Origin of the sequence: Bacteroides sp. 51, from assembly GCF_010500965.1 — a bacterium.
GTDB lineage: Bacteria > Bacteroidota > Bacteroidia > Bacteroidales > Bacteroidaceae > Bacteroides.
In genome coordinates this window covers 65,240-83,198 of sequence record NZ_QVMI01000004.1, presented here as the reverse complement: position 1 = coordinate 83,198, position 17,959 = coordinate 65,240, and the positions used below count along the sequence as shown (strand labels likewise).

Genomic DNA, 17,959 nt, shown 5'->3' with positions numbered 1-17,959 from the left:
CGTAAATAGTCTAATCGTAAATTCTTTATCTTTGTCCATTATGCGTGTTTTATTAAGAATAACTATACCTTTTATAATCTTTCCTCTTTTGTTCTCGTGCGTTGGAATAGCGCCGATAAAGGAAACACGCCTTATAGATTCATTAAATCAAATAGCTTATTATCAGCATTACAAAGATCTGGATTTATCATATCAAGCTGCCAGAACAGCTTACGAGTCGGCAACTCTGTATTTGTCCGGTAAAGCAGAGGCATGTAATAACCTGGGCTTTTATTCATTCATGCGAATGGATTTTGATACGGCAGAACGATACTTTAATGAAGTCTACGATTTAACACAGAATGAACTGGAACTACTTATTGCAGATGTGGGAATGATGAAGATTTACCAGCGAACTGCGATGAACAAAGAGTTTTATGATTACCGGAATACTGCTATACGACGAATACGGCGAATAGATGAAGATAAAAGCTTATTCGTAGATAAGAATGAAAAGATACGTTTAAATTACGCGTATACCGAGTTCTCTATCGTATCTGCAATTTATTATTATTACTTGCAGCAGCTACCGGAAGCCAGAGTTTCTATTGCTGAGATCAAACCGGAGCTTGAGCTGGCAGGAGATACAGCCCAGTTGTTATATTATCATTATATAAAAGGATCGGCTTCTTTATCTGATGGGGATACCCCTGAACGCCGAAAACTGAATGAGTTTGATGAACTCTATTTAACCTGGCAACTTTCGGCGGCTAACTATTATCCTTATTTTGAGGGAAATAGTTTGCAGGGGCTGGCCAATCTCCTTATATCTTCCGATAATTTTGAGTTATTTCAAAGCAGGCGTTCGCATGCATTGATGCAATTCGGATTTCCTGTCGATCGGTCATTACCGTTAAAGTTGGCTCAAAAAGCTTTGGGGAAATTCCGCGAATATGATGATATTTATCAGATAGCGGGCGCATATGTATCTATTGGACGGTATCTGAATGAACATGGGCATTATGCAGAAGCATTGGATACACTGTCTAAAGCGTTAGATTGTGTGAACCTGCATCATCAGATGTATTATTCGGATGTGGATAATAGGATAGATATCCTGGAACCTTATGTAGAACGGGATACCGTTTATACGGAGGTGCAATGGATAAATAGTATGGAAGGCAACCATAAGAATGTAAAGACTGTGCCCGAGTGGATATCAAGAATCCGGGAGCAACTTTGTGTATCTTACTCCGGACTGGGGATGAAGTTTCAGTCGGACTATAACCGGAATATCTATTTAGACATTCTGAAATATACCCGTCAGGATAAAGAACTTGAAAGTCGTTATCTGGTGCTGCAAGAGGAGTCAAAGCAACTGAATGCGATATTGCTCTTTATTATTCTGGGGTTAATCGTTTTGTTTATTTTATTTTGGGTGTTTAACAGGCGCTCCAAAGTACGTAACCGGATACATACTGAGCGTTTACAGTTGGTGCTGGATATATGTCAGAAGGTAACGGCGTCTATTCCATCCGACATTGCTATTGAAGATGATATTATTCACGCAATAACGACCTCTATTCTTCCTGAGATGCAGCGGCTGGTTGGCGCTGTGGAGTTATCTATTCGTCTGTATGATGAAAATGGAGTACTTGCAGAGTCGGCGGCGTCTGAAACTCAATGTTCAGGGATCGTATCTACTTTTAACCTGAATGTGCCTGATAAGGAATTGCCTATCGGCGAGTTTACAATCTGTACTTCTCACCGTTTATCAAAAGATGATCTGACCTTATTAAATGTGATTACTCCCTATATCGCCTGGGCGATAGATAATGGAATGACCTTTATCTCTCTGGGCGATGAGCGCGAACGTTTGGATAAGCAACGCTATGTTTTTGAACAGCATATTGCCCGTGGAAAGCGCGAAAACCTGATCAAGAAATCCTGCCTGGCTATTGTAAATGGCATCATCCCCTATATTGACCGCATTATAAATGAGGTTTATAAGCTAAAAGAAAAAGGCTTTATCCATAACAAAGATATAAAAACTGCGAAGTATCAATATATTGAGGAATTGGTGACGAAAATCAATGAATATAATGATATTCTGGCTCTTTGGATAAAGATGAAACAAGGTACGTTGAGTCTTAATATTGAGAACTTCGAACTGAATGAACTGTTTGAACTGGTCAAGAAGGGGCGGAAGACCTTCGAAATGAGGCAGCAGGAATTTGATGTTGAATCAACTGATGTTGTTGTTAAGGCCGACCGGGCTTTGACCCTCTTTATGATTAATACATTAACAGAGAATGCCCGTAAATACACCCAGGCCGGAGGAACGATAAATGTCTATGCCCGGCGCACAGATGAATATGTGGAAATCTCAGTAGAAGATAACGGCAGAGGGTTGTCGCCTGAGGATGTAGCTCTTATTCAGGATGAGAAAGTATACGATTCCCGCATGATCGGGATGAAAGAAAATAATGAGACGGAAGAGCTGAAACGGATGAAAGGTAGCGGTTTTGGCTTGATGAACTGCAAAGGTATCATCGAAAAGTATAGAAAAACGAACCCTTTGTTCCATGTTTGTATGTTCAGTGTGGATAGTAAACTGGGAAAAGGAAGTCGTTTCTACTTCAGATTACCTCTCGGCGTTCGGAAAACTTTAGGGATTATACTTTGCCTGTTGCTGCCTTTAGGAATGATGTCGTGTAAACCCTCAGTAAATTCTTCTGTTGATAACAAAGCGTCTGCCACTCTTGATTTTGACAGGCATGAAGAATTGTTGGAGAAAGCATCTGCCTTTACGGATACGGCATATTATTGTAATATCATTGAAAACTATGAATTGGCTCTGCAATATGTTGACTCTGCCATGACTTATCTGAATATTCATTATCAGAAAACAGCTCGCAATCCGCATGTTTATCTTACATTGGATGGGGATGAAACCCCGGCTGAATTGATCTGGCGGGAAGAAATGTTCTATACCGATTATCCCGTTATAATGGATATCCGTAATGGTGCAGCAGTTTCGTTATTGGCTTTGAAACGTTGGGATGCATATTCATATAATAATAAGGCGTTTACCGCATTGTATAAATTAACCAGCGAGGACCAGTCTCTGGAAGCCTATTGCCGCGAGTTGGAAGGGTCTACTACAAATAAAATAGTAGGTATCATCCTATGCTTTCTGTTATTGCTTTCTTATATGATTATTTATTATATCCTGCATGTACGGAAGAGATTGAATAATCGCTGGAATCTGGAACAGGTATTGGATATCAATAAGAATATATTCTCATCTTCTTTAGTTCGTACGGAAGAGTCTATGGAGGCGCTGCAACGGGAAGAAAATACTTTACGGGAGATTCCCAGACGGGTTATAGCGGAAGCGTTTGAGGGTATTAATGAATTGTTGGATATTGAAAGCCTGAGTCTGGCTGTGTATAACGAAATGCATAACCGATTGGAATTTGCTTCAACTGCGGCGATTGATGCATTGCCCGAAATGGTACAACAAAGTTATGACCATCAAACATATCTGGCAGATGGAAAAAGTGAAGCTTTTCCTTTAATTGTTGAAGTAGGAGAGAAACTGCAATGTGTAGGTGTATTATACCTTGAGCGACCGGAAGGAGTTCAGCAAGAAGATAACCATTTGCTGTTGGAACTTATTGCGCGTTATGTGGCTATTGTTGTTTTTAACGCTGTGGTGAAGTTGGCTGTACGCTACCGGGATATTGAATCTGCATATGAGGATACGCACCGGGCTTCGTGGGAGGATAGTATGTTGCATGTACAAAACATGGTATTAGACAACTGCCTTTCTACCATTAAGCACGAAACGATTTACTATCCGAATAAAATCAAACTGATCATTGAGAAACTAACATCAAAGTCTCTGACGCTGGCAGAAGAAAAAGAAAACGTAGATGCTATCGGTGAGTTGATTGAATACTATAAGGGTATTTTTACGATTCTGAGTTCATGTGCTGCACGTCAGTTAGAGGAAGTAACTTTTAGACGGACTACGATTAATGTTTCGGTTTTATTGGAATATGCACAGAAATATTTCAGGAAGAATAATAAGGAATATAAGGGAAAGCTTGAATTGGTTACAGAAAACTTATCTGGTGACGTTCGGGTGTTGGGTGATGTGAATCAACTATATTTCCTTTTCGAGAACCTGATAGATGAGGCTTTGCAAGTAAAAGAGGAAGGGATACTTCGTTTGCAAACAATACCCGATGGGCAATTTGTACGATTCTTATTGACAGATACCCGGAGAGAGAAAAGTGTAGAGGAACTAAATCAATTGTTTTATCCTAGCCTTCAACGAATGACAGCAGGAGAGAAGGGTGTATTACGAGGTACTGAATATCTGGTTTGCAAACAGATTATCAGAGATCATGATGAATATGCCGGACGAAGAGGGTGCCGCATTAATGCAGAACCTGCACCGGAGGGGGGATATATTGTATACTTCACTATAGCGGCGGGAGGCGGTAACATGCCGCAACGAGGTTTAGTGTGAGGCTTAAGAATATGTAGATAATTAATATATTGTAACCGTTATGGAAGACAAGAAATTTAAAGTAATCATTGTAGAGGACGTTAAGCTGGAATTAAAAGGTACGGAAGAAATCTTTCGCCATGAAATTCCTAATGCCGAAGTGATAGGAACGGCTATGACCGAAAAAGAGTTCTGGACGCTAATAGAAGCACAAGTGCCGGATATGGTTTTGCTTGACTTGGGTTTAGGTGGTTCCACTACGATTGGGGTTGATATTTGCCGTAATATAACTAAGAATTATAAAGACGTTCGCGTGTTGATATTCACCGGTGAGATTCTGAATGAAAAACTATGGGTAGATGTACTGGATGCCGGTGCCGATGGAATCATTCTGAAAACGGGTGAACTATTAACGAAGACCGATGTACAGGCAGTTATGGATGGGAAGAAGCTGGTCTTTAACTATCCGATCTTAGAGAAAATCGTTGAACGCTTTAAAAAATCGGTAGAGAATGATGCCCGTCGGCAGGAAGCTATCATTAGCTATGATATTGATGAATATGACGAACGTTTCTTGCGTCATTTGGCATTGGGGTATACGAAAGATATGATCGCTAATCTGAAAGGAATGCCTTTTGGAGTGAAATCTTTGGAGAAGCGGCAGAATGATTTGATCAATCGTCTGTTCCCTGTGGGCGATCGGGTAGGGGTGAATGCTACTCGCCTGGTGGTACGTGCCCTTGAACTGCGTATTATAGATATAGACAATCTGGAAGCTGATGAAGAATAACTGGCGAATACTCCATCCGGCTACGATGTTTTTTCTGCTCACGTTGGCAGTCATCTTCTTGTCGTGGATATGTAATGTTTACAGGTTAAATGTTGTGCATCCGCAAACGGGAGAGATTATCTATGTGCAGAATCTACTTAGCCCGGAAGGAATTCGTTGGATTTTACGTAACGTCATCACTAATTTTACGGGATTTGCCCCGTTGGGTTTGGTTATTGTGGCCATGTTCGGGCTTGGTGTAGCGGAACATTCGGGCTTCATAACCGCTTGTATACGAGGAGGTGTAAAAGGACGGCAGAATAAATGTAGTATAATACTTTGGGTTATCGCCCTGGGAATTCTGTCGAATATTGTAGGTGATGCGGGATATATTATTCTGCTTCCTATCGCCGCAACTTTATTCCATTCAGTAGGGTTACATCCGGTGGGTGGAATCATAACGGCCTATGTGTCTGTGGCTTGTGGGTATAGTGCGAATATCATGCTGACGACATTGGATCAGATGATTTCAAGTACCACTCAAGATGCAGCTATTGCTGCCGGTATATATCAAAGTAATACGGGGCCTCTATCCAATTATTATTTCATGCTTTTCTCAACTTTCCTGATCGCTGCTATCATCTATTTTATTACGAAAAAGAAGCTGTTGCCTTCATTAGGTGAGTATGATGGTGAGGTACGTTTTGAAGGTTATAAACCATTATCCCGAAGAGAGCGGAGAGCTAAAGGACTGGCGCTCATTATTGGAGCCGTTTATTTAATCATTATTCTATGGGCCACATTCTCATCCTGGGGATTGCTGCGTGGGGTGAATGGCGGATTGATACGTTCTCCTTTTATTGTAGGCATATTATTCCTGCTATCGTTGGGAGCGGGACTTATGGGGATGGTTTATGGTTTCATGTCAGGACGCTATCGCACGGATACCGATGTGGTGGAAGGGTTGACTCAACCAATGAAACTGTTGGGCGTTTATTTTGTTATTGCGTTTTTTGCTGCACAGATGTTTGCCAGTTTTGAATATTCCCGACTGGATAAATGTTTGGCCATTATGGGGGCCGATTTACTTTCGTCTGTTGAGATGCATAGTTTATGGATACTTCTGCTTTTTATCCTGTTTACGGCTTGCATTAATCTGATTATGGTGTCGGCTACGGCGAAGTGGGCGTTTATGGCTTTTATTTTTGTCCCTGTATTTGCAAAACTGGGCATATCGCCGGATGTAACTCAATGTGCTTTCCGAATCGGGGATAGCGCAACAAATGCTATAACTCCTTTTTTGTTTTATGCTCCCCTGGTTTTAACCTATATGCAGCAGTATAACCATCAAACTACTTATCTTTCTTTATTAAAATATACCTGGAGATATTCGGTGTACATCTTGTTGATCTGGACATTGTTGTTTGTTGTATGGTATCTAACCGGCTTACCATTAGGGTTGTAGCTTTGCTCTGATTATTTTTTATAGAAAAAAGAGGAGAAACTTTTTCTTAATTCAATGAAAATCCCTACATTTGCACCGCAATTAAGGATGGTTCCGTAGCTCAGCTGGATAGAGCAACGCCCTTCTAAGGCGTGGGTCAAGCGTTCGAATCGCTTCGGAATCACTTAGTTAATGCGCTGAAAATCAACTGGTTTTAGCGCATTTTTTTCTTTGAAATCATTGCTGATGTTTTAAAAAAAAGGATAAACGGTCCAGTTCTGGGCTAAAAAACGAATCCAAAACGAATCCTAAATTTTTGAAACGTTATGGCAACATTAAAATTAGCAGTCGTTCCGGCAAAAGTGGCAAAAGATGGAACGCATAAAATTAGAGTCGCAGTTGGCCACAAGCAAGAAACTCGATACATCGTTACCCGATTCAAGATCGAATCATTATCACACTTCAAAAATGGGCAGGTAGTTGGTTTTCCGGATGCTTCGTTGTACAATGTTAAACTCCGCAATATATTAAATGATTACCAGGACCGGCTAGATTCTATTAAGTTCCCGGAATTGTATGATTGTGGGCAAATACGAGACATAATCACTCATTCTGACTCTATATCTTCAGATAGAACTTTTAAAGCTGTCGCGGATCGCTATGTCAGAGAACTCATAGAAGACTCAAGAAGCAACTATGCTACTTTGATAGAAAGGAACTGCCGGTATTTTTGTGAGTTCACAAAACGAGAGATTTTGTTGTCAGAAATCAACCCTACAATAATAAACAACTATTCTAGGTTCCTAAGAAACACTAAGAATCTCAGCGAAACAACCATTGGCATGATGATGTCTCGTACACGCACCATTATAAATAAAGCGAAAAGGGAGCAACTTGTTAAGTATGATGTGGACCCATTCGAGTTTTATTCTATTCCATCCGCTCTGGAAAGAGAGTTAGATATTAGTGTGGCGGAGTTGAAGATAATAAGAGATTCAGAACCAAAACGAAAAATACATGTCATATCCCGAGATTTAATAATGCTGTCGTACTACCTTGGTGGGATTAATCTTATTGACCTTCTCAAAATAGATTTTAGAAAAACTGATTCTATAGAGTACATTCGGACGAAGTCTAGAAATACCAAGCAGGGTGAGAAAAGAATTAGTTTATCAATACCAGAAGAAGCGATTCCTATTATAATGAGATGGAGAAATAAAAATACGGGCAAGCTTGACTTTAAATATAATTTCTCTTATTCGAATTTTAATAGATATCTGAATCGGGGTATAGTTTCATTAGCCAAAGATTTAGGGATTAAATCTAAAGTAGTGTATTATTCTGCTCGCAAGTCCTTTGTGCAGCACGGATTTGAATTGGGTGTTCCTCTGGAAGTATTAGAATACTGTATAGGACAGTCCATGAAATCCAACCGGCCTATATTTAGTTATTTGAAAATAATGAGAAAACATGCGGATGTTGCAATCAGAAAAATATTAGATAGTTTGAAATAATTTGGATTTATTGTTGCAAGATAAAAAGTTATTGTTTATGTTTGCAGCACGATTGAATTAAGCTGGTCTCTGAAAAGAGGCTGGCTTTTGTTGTTTCTACTCACTTTTTCTACTGAAAACACTCTCATTTCTGTGATATGCGCCACAAAATGACGCATTATGAATATTACAGTTTCAAAAAACGAACTTCTTTCAAAACTCAAACTTGTAGGTAAGATTATACAGCCCAACAAGACTAATCCTGAATTAGACAATTTTTTGTTTAAAATTGATAGTGATAAACTATCAGTGACCGGAGCCGACGAACAGGGCTCAATAACAACCACCATCGAATGCACGATAGATCCTGAGGGTGGCACTCTGAATCAATTTACTGCAAATGCTAAAACTCTGCTCGACGCTCTGAAAGAATTGTCGGAACAACCTCTAACTTTTAAACTCTCTGTGAAAGATATGTATGTGGAGATTACGGCTCAATACATAAACGGTAAGTTTGAAATTGTTGGAGGCAAAGGTGATCTGTTCCCGACAGTTAATCCAACCGGTGACCCGTTACAGATTCCAATGAGTTCTATGCAATTCACCCATGGACTAAAAAGAACATATTTTCGGGCAGCAGATGATGAGTTGCGCCCTGTGATGAACGGAGTCTATATAGACCAGCAAGAGGAGGTACTAACATTTGTAGGCTCGGACGGTAGCACTCTTGCCATGATGGAGTATATAAGCAATAATCAGAATCGTTGTTCATTTATACTTCCATCTAAAATCGCAAAGATCCTGGTTGATATCATACCGGCAGATGAGGATAACTTCTCTATTCATGTTTTTAGCAAACATGTTCAGTTTGTCCATTCAGGTTTTACTATCCTTTACCGTATGATTGAAGGTAAATATCCCAATTACCGTTCTGTGATACCTTCCTCTAATAATCTAATCTGTAGAGGTTCAAAGCTCGATGTTATCGCAGCATTAAAACGAGTATCTATTTTCTGTAACCGTAACACTTCACTTCTCAAGGTTACATTATTCAATAATAAAATGATGCTTGCCGCCCAGGATTTAGATTATTCGATCTCGGCAGATGAAGAGATTCCGGTTGAGTACACCAGCGAGAAAGTTAGCATAGGCTTTAAAGCAACTTTTCTACTTGATATACTTTCCAATCTTCCGTATGACGAATTCACTTTGCATATCGCTGATCCAAGCCGTGCTGCATTGATTAAGGGCGCGGAACAGTCCGACAGTGAGAATCTTACTTATCTGATTATGCCATTGATGCTTAACTATTAAAACCAAAAATACCATGTTTACAAAATTTGCTTCTATGCTTTGTGAGGGAGATACATTGAGCATAACAATAACCAAAAGAGGTAACAGCTTAGTTACAAGTATTATGCCCACAAAGGCAGGTCTGAAAGATAGTGCAAAGGAAAGAATTACGCCTTTGGTTGTATCGGGAACACCCGAGGAACTTGACGAAGGTTTTATTGAAGCTGTTTCTTCACCCATCCAAAAGGCTACCGGTATTCTTACCAACATACACAACTTTGAGAAAGCGGCTGAGGATGCCGAGAAAAATAGCAAAGCCGTAAAGGCAGGAGCTGACAAGGCAAAAAAAGAGGCCGAAGAGAAGAAAAAGAAATATGATAAACTAATCAAGAAGGCGGACGAGTTCGAGAAAGAAAAGAAGCCACTTAATGCCATCGCCTGCCTTAAACAAGCTAAAGAGTTTGCTGTGGGCAATAAAAGCGTGGTAGAGGGCCGCATTCAAAAACTCGAAAAGCAACTTAGTGCTAATTCTTTATTCGGTGAAATGGATACCGAGGAACCGGTACAGGACAGCTATTTGGATGATGAGGATGAAGCACCAGCTTCTGATGAGAGTGAGGAAACAGATGATAACGATAAAGAAGAGGAGGAATAAATATGGCATTAAATGTAACAGGACTTGAGCGTGTTTTCAAGCATAAAGATAAAACGCTGTCGGACCCCGACGCGCAAATGATACCCGATGAGGTGATGAGTTTCTACTCCAACACATATCCGGAGTTGACTACGAGTAATCTGCATGGTCCCAAGATTGAGGAAGATAAAGCGATTTATGAATTCAAAAGTGTTGTCGGAACAAAAGGCTAATCTAATGACAAAAAAGAAATGCAAGAAACAAAACGAAAAACAAGAACTCGAACAATTGCACCGGAAAGTCGGCACCATTCTCTTACAAGAAACAGGCGCGAGGCTGCAAATGGCAGGAGTCGTAGAACGAAAGAAACGGATCATTCCTGGGCAAAATGCCCAGCGAATGGTTTTCTAAACCAAGAGATAAAGAAAGTCTGGCTTGCTGATTCTGATCCGATGTTTCGCGAAGAGAATTATCGTTACCTATATGAGAGTGCCAGGAACTATGCAGGATTGCTTGAGAAAGAGTTTAAGGTGAAGTATGAACCGAGAGAGTTTCGTAAACTATTTGAAGGTTTGGACGAAATTATACCATACCATTTGCAGATAAACAATGCAGATGATAAACTGTATTTCTCCGCTTATAAGACATGCCATAGTCAGCAGTTGTTTTATCTCCCATGTAGGATATTAGAAAACACCAGTGGGAGAGTTAATCACATCTTGTTGGAATTCTTTCGTATTCTAAAGTGGTCTCAAAAACTGCAGGCCATGAAAGATAGCTATCACGTAGATGGGTTATTTCAGGAACTAGACATATATCGTGAAGAGGGTGCAGCCGATGAGTATATAGAATTACTCCAAAGCTATCAAGATGGTGACATTGGCATATTGCTTGACCAGGTGAATGAGCATCCGGCATACAATCCATCTGAACTACTCAATGTTATTTCCGGATATACGCCAAGCACAGAAAAAGAAAAAGAATTGCTTGAGGTTCTCGCTGAAGGCCTGAGTCTAATGCGCACGGAAACATCAATATTGAAGTTCTCAAGGGCCTTTGACTTCGATCCGGAATCAGACTATTCCGAAACGCCCATGGGAGCGGAGGAGTTAATTATGATTGTGTATGATGATGACTACATAGTAGAACAAATGATTGAGTCAGTAAATATGTCATGTGAAAGTTGTGAGTCGGAGTTGTTTTGTGCGGGTGAGATTGACCTTACCCCGGGATCAGACCAGCTTATGGAAATCAACAATTACGTAATCGAATTCTTAGATTATCTAATACGGCTAAGCCAAAAACTATATGAGTATGACAAGTAGTAGTATTATAAATAAAGCAGAAAGTGCATTGGATCCCGAAATGGCTATCATTGTTTATCGAAATAACCAAAATACTTCTTCTTATTACCTCGAGAGTAGAAGGATACGGAAAGGGAAGATGCTTGAAGGTGTTCCACTTACTGAGAAATGCCTTAGTAATATTGTGAATGCTATATCCGAAAGTAAAGCAGATATTCCACATGGGCGACTGCCTGGGAACATGCTTTTTGCTGATTCCCGCTTAGGAGTAGAGAAATACGTTTGGTATAGAGCACCCGAGAAAAGACGGTTTTATTTTACCAAGGGCTTGAACATTCCGGAGGGAGAAATACTGATCCCCGGTATTATATACGTTGTTAGTTCAGGTGTGCTTAGTGTGTACGCATTTATCGGCAATAAACCCAAGCGAAAGCTCTATAAAGCACCTTTCTTTAATATCTATGAGGGTGGTAATGTCTGTCTTGGTAGTGCAAAAGTTGCAAAGCCAAAGAATATGAGTTATCAGGGTGTTATTGATTATTGGGAAAAGATGTTTTGGCAGTCTGAGTTCGCAAACTTACTCGGGGGCAATCCCATAAAAGGGAATCTTGCTACAATAACGAAACAATGTATAGAAACTGGAGTCAAGTTCCCTTTATCAGAATTAACACCTATAAAAAAGACTCTGGAGGATTTACTATGAAGAAAATACATTTTGCACATCCATATATGATCAACCCTACGCATCAACTCACCGTAAACCTTATTGGTGTAGGAGGTACCGGTTCTCAGGTATTATCAGCATTGGGGCGTATCGACCATGCATTGTATAAGTTGGGGCATCCCGGAATACAGGTCCAAGCGCACGATCCAGATATTGTTACTGAAGCGAATATTGGCCGGCAGTTGTTTTGTGAGTCGGATTTAGGATTAAACAAGGCGGTCGTACTAATAACGCGTATAAATCAGTTCTATGGAGTAAATTGGTTGGCATCTCCGGAAGAATTCTCTAACGAAGATGGGAGTGCTAATATAACAATTAGCTGTGTTGATTCAGTAAAGTCCAGATTGGATATAGAGAAGCAGCTACAAAAAGCAAAGCGTGGAATGGATCATTCTAACCTGCATTACTGGCTCGATTTTGGTAATACTACAAGCTCCGGCCAGGTAGTCCTCGGCACGCCATTGGATATAAAACAACCGGATTCAAAGAAATTTGAAACGGTTTCCAAGCTTCCCCTTGTAACCGAGATGTTCAACCTTAAAAAGGTGAAAGAGAAAGATTCCGGGCCAAGCTGTTCACTTGCTGAAGCTCTCCGTAAACAAGATCTGTTCATTAACTCATCGCTGGCACAATTAGGATGTGCTTTACTCTGGAAGTTATTAAGTACGGGTAGCGTGGATTACAGAGGGTTATATCTGAATCTTGAGACAATGAATGTTAATCCAATAAAACTTTAAACTATGTCTCAGCTAGGTTTTACATTTTATCCCAAAGATTGGTGGACGAGTGATTCGTTCTATACTTTGAATCCATTCGAAAGATACATTTACCTTGAGTTATTATTTATGATGTATGATAACGAGGGAAGTATAAAAAACGATAGGGTTAAAGTTGAACGTCGCTTATGTACCACAATCAAGGAAGATGTTTGGTCAAAGATTACCGATTTAATGGTCAAAGATGGTGACCAATTGACCCATAATAGCGTAAATAAGAGATTGAAGAAAACATTGGTAAATCGCGAAAATGGAAAGAAAGGAGGGCGACCGAAAAGCAATGAAGAAAAACCCAAAAAACCCAAAACAGAAACCCAAGTAAAAACCCAAGAAAACCCACCTTTTAAAAGAGAAAGAGAAAGGGAAATAGAAAGTGAAAAAGAAATAGAATTAGAAATAGAAAATAATTCTATTCCCCCCATACCCCCCAAGGGGGAATCTGAGAGAATAGATTATTCTGCTTTCATGGATTATTTCAATGAAACATTTAAGGGGAAATTGTCTGCCGTCACTAAAATGACCGAAAAAAGAAAGAAAGCCGTAAAGGCTCGAATTTCCGAACACGGAAAAGAAAGTGTTCGAACGGTTTACAGCAACATTGTTTCTTCTTCGTTTCTGCTCGGGGGAAGTAACAGTAATTGGACATGCGATTTCGACTGGATTTTTAAACCATCGAACTACATCAAAATTTTAGAAGGAAACTACAATGGAAAATCAAATAACTCAATACAAGGCACAGGAGATAATTCCTTTAGAGGAACTCCCGAAAACAAAATTGCAAGCCGTGACGCTCTTGAAGAGCTCGCCGATGCTATATTGGGACAGCATTAGGCCTAAAACGGTATTAGATGTTTTTAAGTCTCCTCAGGTTTCGATTGTCGAATTAAAAACTCAAAACGGAGAAATTTGGCTACAAGCACTTATGGTGAAATGGATGAATAGTTTTCTTAGATTCTATTCTGTGAATGGAACCATGAATGCCATACAGGTTGCCGATACGATTAATTTGATAATCGAAACTTATCCTCATTACACTCAGGAAGATTTCAAACTATTTTTCAATATGGCTAAGAAAGGTCTATTTGGACAAATTTTTGGAAGAGTTGATGGAGAAGTAATTATGAGTTGGCTTACCAAGTATGACATTCACAGAGATACAAAAGCACAGGATCTAAGCATAAAAGAGGCTGAGGTTTGGAAAAAACTACATCCAGCCGAAGCTACTAAAGGCGTTTTCTTTCATGAGTACATGGAAATTAAGAAACGTGCTGATGCAGGTGATTTAGAGGCTATTGAACTATTAAAACCACCGAGGCTATGATTAGTTTAGATCAAATACGTATGGCGTTAAAAGCGCAAGGATTAGTTCTGGTTCATTCGTCTGTACATCGAGACCGGCAAAGGCTGGCCGTTGAGTTAATGGATTTAGGTATTGAGGGTACAAGTCATATCACGGTAATGGGAGTAAGGTTTGAATTCATATCTGCTCGTAAGTCGCTCCTGATATATGAGTGTGTATTCGCAAATGAAGTTCTTCAGGGTAGCATCCATGTAGGTTTTGAGTGTTCAAAATAAAAGGCGATTGGTACACCACTACCAACCGCCCGCATAAGCCATAGAAGCCTATAATTCTTACACCACAAAGATATTAAAAACTCTGATTTCTATGGCAAGTGAGGCAGTAAATAAATATATAACCCTAAGATATGACAGGTGGCTGGAACACTCACGATATCATTGTAGACTGGCCGGCATTCCAGAAGAGGGTCTTGATGTTCTAAATGAGGTACTGTGTTCATTATTGGCAAAAGATGATAGGTTGTTGATTCGATTACTTCAGGCAAAAAAGAACGGATATACCGAGTTAGACTTCTTTGTGCTGCGGATGATAAAGCTGAATGCAACTTCTCCTACTTCTCCGTATCGGAATCGATACAAGGCAATTCCGGCCGATTATAATGCAGATTATACTAGGTTAGAAATTGAGGATATCTATGATGAACCTGAAGATAATACAGAAACTCTACTTACTCAGTTTCATCTAGTCCGGGAAGTGTTCGAGGAACTTGATTTGTCGCCGTTAGCACGAAAGGTGTTTGAATACCGGTTCTTCAATGATCAAAACTTCTCTGATTGGACTGGATCGGAATCGTTAAAAGAATTGTATGAGGTTTACAACGGAGTACAAGAACTTATACGTAAGAAAATAAAGGGTGAAAGCCTATTTTAATAACAAATTGTTCGGGATTTCCGAACGCGTAAAACTAACTAAAAATGAGCAAACAAGAAAAACCAAAACCTCGTAAGGTAATGATAACCTTTGAGGAATACCAAGCCATCCAGCTCGGTTTATCTGAAATAGAGGGTTCAATCGGTTACGGAGACTTACCAGAGAGTGAAATAGAAAGATACAAGGCATGCGAAAAATCTCTTCGCACTCTTTTAGCAAAAATCATTAAAGTATAACTAACACAGTATGGAGGATATATTTAAAGACATAGAAGTCACAGACGAACAGCAAGCCATACTTGATAAAGCTATGGAACTGTTAAAGCCTTATGATAAAGAAGAAACAACGAATTGCATGTGCTACTTCACTGACAAAGATGGTCATGAGTTCAGTTCTGAATATGATTGTTGCAGTGATGAGAAGTGCATTGAAAAGGCGAAAAAGGAGATTAGGCGCAACCATGGTAATAGGACAATTATCGAAGAGAATATAACCGACACATCATCCGATCATGAAAGTTTTGATAGATGTTGCATTTGTTATTGCTACTTCAATGAATACTTAACATGGATACACCAGGAGTTTTCTCATCATGAAGAATACTCCGTAACTGCCGATGATTTAAAGAGTTCAAACACTGCATTTGAATTAAGAGGTATTTATTATTCGCTATACTGGAGCTGTGATCACCAGATATCCCAATATAGCAAACACCAATACCATTTAGGCAATGAGAAGCCTCTAAATGATGCGCTAGACAGGCAAAAGGATTTGATCAATAGAGTGGTCAAACATGCTTCACTTGTCATAGGAATATTGAGTAAATAATTAACGAATAACGATATAAATATGATTAAGAATAAAACGAAGCATTTTACAGAAGTCTCCGTTTCCGGAGGGTGTTTAGTTCGAATATGCAATAGAACTAAAGGAAACCTTGTATTTTCAGGAAACCCGCAACTTCAAATTGAAGACGAAGATGGGTTTGAGCAGTACGTTAATTTGTCTAATGAGCAGATTGATGAAATAATTGAAGCGTTACAGCTTGCAAAACAGTTAGTTGAATAATTTGAAACTAGATAGAAATGATGGAATTAAAATTCGACCCTCGTAATTACCGTATTCATACGGATAAGAATAAGCGACTCATCCGCAAGAGTCTGGAAGATTGTGGAGCCGGCCGATCAATCCTTTTCGATAAGGATGATTGCATTATTGCTGGCAATGGTGTGTATGAACAGGCGAAGGAGCTTGGGCTTCCGGTTCGTATAATTGAATCTGACGGAACCGAACTAATTGCAATAAAGCGCACAGACTTATCAACTGAAGATTCACGCCGGAAAGCGCTGGCTCTTGCTGATAACTATACCACTGACACCTCTATCTTTGACGTTGAGGCTATCCTTGAAGATTTCTCCGCAGGTGAACTTGATGCTTGGGAATTTACTATTGGTGATATTGATCTTCCGGAAATAGAGATCAAAGCTGATAGCTCACGCGCCGGCAGTGTACAAGATAAGTTTATTATCCCGCCATTCTCTATTCTTGATTCCAGGCAGGGACGTTGGCAGGATAGGAAGAAAGCCTGGATTGATCTTGGTATTAAAAGTGAAGTAGGCAGGGGAGAAGAATTAACATTCGCCCGTTCGGCACAACCTCCTCGAGTGTATGAAGCACGCAATTCCCTGCGTGATAAATTGGGGTACGATCCATCTTGGGATGAATTGATTACCTATTGTAAGGAGCACGATATACTGTTAATGGATGGAACCTCTATTTTCGATCCTGTGCTTTGTGAGCTTGCATACCGTTGGTTTAATATTTACGATGGTGTTATACTTGATCCATTCGCCGGCGGTTCAGTCCGTGGTGTAGTTGCATCAAAATTACTCATGCAATATTATGGTATTGATTTACGGAAGGAACAAATTGAGGCGAACTATAAAAACGCAGAAGATATTCTTTTGTCAGACGAGCCGAAACCGTATTGGGTATGTGATGATAGCATGAATGTCAAAGAACTGTTCTATAAAGATAAATTCGATTTGTTATTTACCTGTCCTCCATACGCTGACCTTGAAGTTTACTCCGATGATCCGCGCGACCTTTCGAATATGGAGTACCGGGAATTTCTTGTAAATTATCGAACGATTATCCAACGTTCATGTGATCTTCTTAACGAAAATCGCTTCGCTGTAATTGTTGTTGGTGAAGTCCGTGGGAAAGATGGTACATATTACAACTTTGTTCAGGATACAATTGAAGCCTTCAAAGACGCAGGACTTCATTATTACAATGAAATGATACTCGTGACATCAATCGGAAGCCTGGCACTGCGGGTTACTAAGCAATTTAATAATAGCCGGAAGATAGGTAAGACTCACCAAAATGTACTTGTTTTCTACAAAGGTGATCCTAAACGGATAAAAGATAATTTTCCGGAATTAGATTTCTCGGATGATGCCTTATTTGAAAATGAATAATAACTTTGCCGCTAGAACTTAAAAAACTGCTGGCATGAAAGAAACCCCACTTATGATATACAAGAAAGTTTTAGAGAATCGCCTTTCACGTAAGAAGGAAGAGCTTGCAGAAATTGAGAAACAACCCGAGGGATTGGCTACTCCTGTTGATAAACGTAAATACATCGAACTGAAAGCAATAGTCAACGAATTAGAGAACTACATTGATATTGCAGATTCGATGGTGAAAATGGAAGAATAATAATATAAACTATTTCTATTTAAGGCGTGATTCCGAAAGGTTTCACGCTTTTTTCGATCGCCGTAAAGAT

19 protein-coding genes and 1 tRNA gene are annotated in these 17,959 nt (G+C 39.6%); all 20 read left to right on the top strand.

Annotation, left to right across the window (positions count from 1 at the left end; all coding sequences use genetic code 11):
• Window positions 1–40 precede the first annotated feature (40 nt).
• The 20 genes from D0T87_RS05080 to D0T87_RS04985 all read left to right on the top strand — a co-directional run bounded on the left by D0T87_RS05080 (window position 41) and on the right by D0T87_RS04985 (window position 17,889).
• On the top strand, window positions 41–4,519 hold the full coding sequence (locus D0T87_RS05080; protein ID WP_163173444.1) for a DUF5113 domain-containing protein: 4,479 nt from the start codon (window positions 41–43) through the stop codon (window positions 4,517–4,519).
• A 40-nt stretch (window positions 4,520–4,559) separates the two neighbouring features.
• Window positions 4,560–5,288, top strand: a complete 729-nt coding sequence (locus tag D0T87_RS05075; protein ID WP_163173442.1) for a DUF5932 domain-containing protein — start codon at window positions 4,560–4,562, stop codon at window positions 5,286–5,288.
• Window positions 5,278–6,732, top strand: coding sequence for an AbgT family transporter (locus tag D0T87_RS05070; RefSeq protein WP_163173440.1), 1,455 nt, complete (start codon window positions 5,278–5,280; stop codon window positions 6,730–6,732). Before D0T87_RS05075 ends, D0T87_RS05070 begins: the two co-directional genes overlap by 11 nt.
• Window positions 6,733–6,821: 89 nt before the next feature.
• A tRNA-Arg gene (locus D0T87_RS05065) sits at window positions 6,822–6,895 on the top strand.
• Between the two features lie 142 nt (window positions 6,896–7,037).
• Window positions 7,038–8,225 carry a site-specific integrase gene (locus D0T87_RS05060; RefSeq protein WP_163173438.1) on the top strand — a complete coding sequence of 396 codons (1,188 nt, stop codon included), beginning with the start codon at window positions 7,038–7,040 and terminating at the stop codon, window positions 8,223–8,225.
• A gap of 159 nt (window positions 8,226–8,384) precedes the next feature.
• Window positions 8,385–9,518, top strand: coding sequence for a DNA polymerase III subunit beta (dnaN, locus tag D0T87_RS05055; protein WP_163173436.1), 1,134 nt, complete (start codon window positions 8,385–8,387; stop codon window positions 9,516–9,518).
• Window positions 9,519–9,531: 13 nt separating this feature from the next.
• Window positions 9,532–10,152, top strand: a complete 621-nt coding sequence (locus D0T87_RS05050; protein WP_163173434.1) for a PRTRC system protein E — start codon at window positions 9,532–9,534, stop codon at window positions 10,150–10,152.
• Window positions 10,153–10,154: 2 nt separating this feature from the next.
• Window positions 10,155–10,364, top strand: coding sequence for a PRTRC system protein C (locus D0T87_RS05045; protein WP_163173432.1), 210 nt, complete (start codon window positions 10,155–10,157; stop codon window positions 10,362–10,364).
• Window positions 10,365–10,368: 4 nt separating this feature from the next.
• The gene (locus D0T87_RS05040; RefSeq protein ID WP_163173430.1) at window positions 10,369–10,542 is read left to right on the top strand and encodes a hypothetical protein; all 174 of its coding nucleotides are present in this window, start codon (window positions 10,369–10,371) and stop codon (window positions 10,540–10,542) included.
• Between the two features lie 41 nt (window positions 10,543–10,583).
• A complete protein-coding gene (locus tag D0T87_RS05035; protein WP_163173428.1) occupies window positions 10,584–11,456 on the top strand; it encodes a hypothetical protein in 873 nt (290 codons plus the stop codon).
• On the top strand, window positions 11,446–12,138 hold the full coding sequence (locus D0T87_RS05030; protein ID WP_163173426.1) for a PRTRC system protein B: 693 nt from the start codon (window positions 11,446–11,448) through the stop codon (window positions 12,136–12,138). Before D0T87_RS05035 ends, D0T87_RS05030 begins: the two co-directional genes overlap by 11 nt.
• Window positions 12,135–12,896: a PRTRC system ThiF family protein gene (locus D0T87_RS05025; protein WP_163173424.1), complete on the top strand. Its 762-nt coding sequence runs from the start codon at window positions 12,135–12,137 to the stop codon at window positions 12,894–12,896. Before D0T87_RS05030 ends, D0T87_RS05025 begins: the two co-directional genes overlap by 4 nt.
• A gap of 3 nt (window positions 12,897–12,899) precedes the next feature.
• A complete protein-coding gene (locus tag D0T87_RS05020; protein ID WP_163173422.1) occupies window positions 12,900–13,766 on the top strand; it encodes a DUF1376 domain-containing protein in 867 nt (288 codons plus the stop codon).
• Window positions 13,744–14,256, top strand: coding sequence for a DUF6633 family protein (locus D0T87_RS05015; RefSeq protein WP_163173421.1), 513 nt, complete (start codon window positions 13,744–13,746; stop codon window positions 14,254–14,256). Before D0T87_RS05020 ends, D0T87_RS05015 begins: the two co-directional genes overlap by 23 nt.
• A 345-nt stretch (window positions 14,257–14,601) precedes the next feature.
• Window positions 14,602–15,165, top strand: coding sequence for a hypothetical protein (locus tag D0T87_RS05010; protein WP_163173420.1), 564 nt, complete (start codon window positions 14,602–14,604; stop codon window positions 15,163–15,165).
• Window positions 15,166–15,209: 44 nt separating this feature from the next.
• The gene (locus tag D0T87_RS05005; protein WP_163173419.1) at window positions 15,210–15,401 is read left to right on the top strand and encodes a hypothetical protein; all 192 of its coding nucleotides are present in this window, start codon (window positions 15,210–15,212) and stop codon (window positions 15,399–15,401) included.
• A 10-nt stretch (window positions 15,402–15,411) separates the two neighbouring features.
• Entirely contained in the window at window positions 15,412–15,993 is a 582-nt protein-coding gene (locus D0T87_RS05000; protein WP_163173418.1) for a hypothetical protein, read from the top strand.
• Between the two features lie 21 nt (window positions 15,994–16,014).
• Window positions 16,015–16,233, top strand: coding sequence for a hypothetical protein (locus tag D0T87_RS04995; RefSeq protein WP_163173417.1), 219 nt, complete (start codon window positions 16,015–16,017; stop codon window positions 16,231–16,233).
• 17 nt (window positions 16,234–16,250) lie between these two features.
• Window positions 16,251–17,648, top strand: a complete 1,398-nt coding sequence (locus D0T87_RS24510; RefSeq protein WP_163173416.1) for a DNA modification methylase — start codon at window positions 16,251–16,253, stop codon at window positions 17,646–17,648.
• 34 nt (window positions 17,649–17,682) lie between these two features.
• Entirely contained in the window at window positions 17,683–17,889 is a 207-nt protein-coding gene (locus D0T87_RS04985) for a hypothetical protein (protein ID WP_163173414.1), read from the top strand.
• Window positions 17,890–17,959 lie beyond the last annotated feature (70 nt).

Bases quoted from the DNA above. Each gene is read 5' to 3' on its own strand.
- D0T87_RS05080 (WP_163173444.1), top strand. From the start codon at position 41: ATGCGTGTTTTATTAAGAATAACTATACCTTTTATAATCTTTCCTCTT.
- D0T87_RS05075 (WP_163173442.1), top strand. From the start codon at position 4,560: ATGGAAGACAAGAAATTTAAAGTAATCATTGTAGAGGACGTTAAGCTG.
- D0T87_RS05070 (WP_163173440.1), top strand. From the start codon at position 5,278: ATGAAGAATAACTGGCGAATACTCCATCCGGCTACGATGTTTTTTCTG.
- D0T87_RS05060 (WP_163173438.1), top strand. From the start codon at position 7,038: ATGGCAACATTAAAATTAGCAGTCGTTCCGGCAAAAGTGGCAAAAGAT.
- dnaN (WP_163173436.1), top strand. From the start codon at position 8,385: ATGAATATTACAGTTTCAAAAAACGAACTTCTTTCAAAACTCAAACTT.
- D0T87_RS05050 (WP_163173434.1), top strand. From the start codon at position 9,532: ATGTTTACAAAATTTGCTTCTATGCTTTGTGAGGGAGATACATTGAGC.
- D0T87_RS05045 (WP_163173432.1), top strand. From the start codon at position 10,155: ATGGCATTAAATGTAACAGGACTTGAGCGTGTTTTCAAGCATAAAGAT.
- D0T87_RS05040 (WP_163173430.1), top strand. From the start codon at position 10,369: ATGACAAAAAAGAAATGCAAGAAACAAAACGAAAAACAAGAACTCGAA.
- D0T87_RS05035 (WP_163173428.1), top strand. From the start codon at position 10,584: ATGTTTCGCGAAGAGAATTATCGTTACCTATATGAGAGTGCCAGGAAC.
- D0T87_RS05030 (WP_163173426.1), top strand. From the start codon at position 11,446: ATGACAAGTAGTAGTATTATAAATAAAGCAGAAAGTGCATTGGATCCC.
- D0T87_RS05025 (WP_163173424.1), top strand. From the start codon at position 12,135: ATGAAGAAAATACATTTTGCACATCCATATATGATCAACCCTACGCAT.
- D0T87_RS05020 (WP_163173422.1), top strand. From the start codon at position 12,900: ATGTCTCAGCTAGGTTTTACATTTTATCCCAAAGATTGGTGGACGAGT.
- D0T87_RS05015 (WP_163173421.1), top strand. From the start codon at position 13,744: ATGCTATATTGGGACAGCATTAGGCCTAAAACGGTATTAGATGTTTTT.
- D0T87_RS05010 (WP_163173420.1), top strand. From the start codon at position 14,602: ATGGCAAGTGAGGCAGTAAATAAATATATAACCCTAAGATATGACAGG.
- D0T87_RS05005 (WP_163173419.1), top strand. From the start codon at position 15,210: ATGAGCAAACAAGAAAAACCAAAACCTCGTAAGGTAATGATAACCTTT.
- D0T87_RS05000 (WP_163173418.1), top strand. From the start codon at position 15,412: ATGGAGGATATATTTAAAGACATAGAAGTCACAGACGAACAGCAAGCC.
- D0T87_RS04995 (WP_163173417.1), top strand. From the start codon at position 16,015: ATGATTAAGAATAAAACGAAGCATTTTACAGAAGTCTCCGTTTCCGGA.
- D0T87_RS24510 (WP_163173416.1), top strand. From the start codon at position 16,251: ATGATGGAATTAAAATTCGACCCTCGTAATTACCGTATTCATACGGAT.
- D0T87_RS04985 (WP_163173414.1), top strand. From the start codon at position 17,683: ATGAAAGAAACCCCACTTATGATATACAAGAAAGTTTTAGAGAATCGC.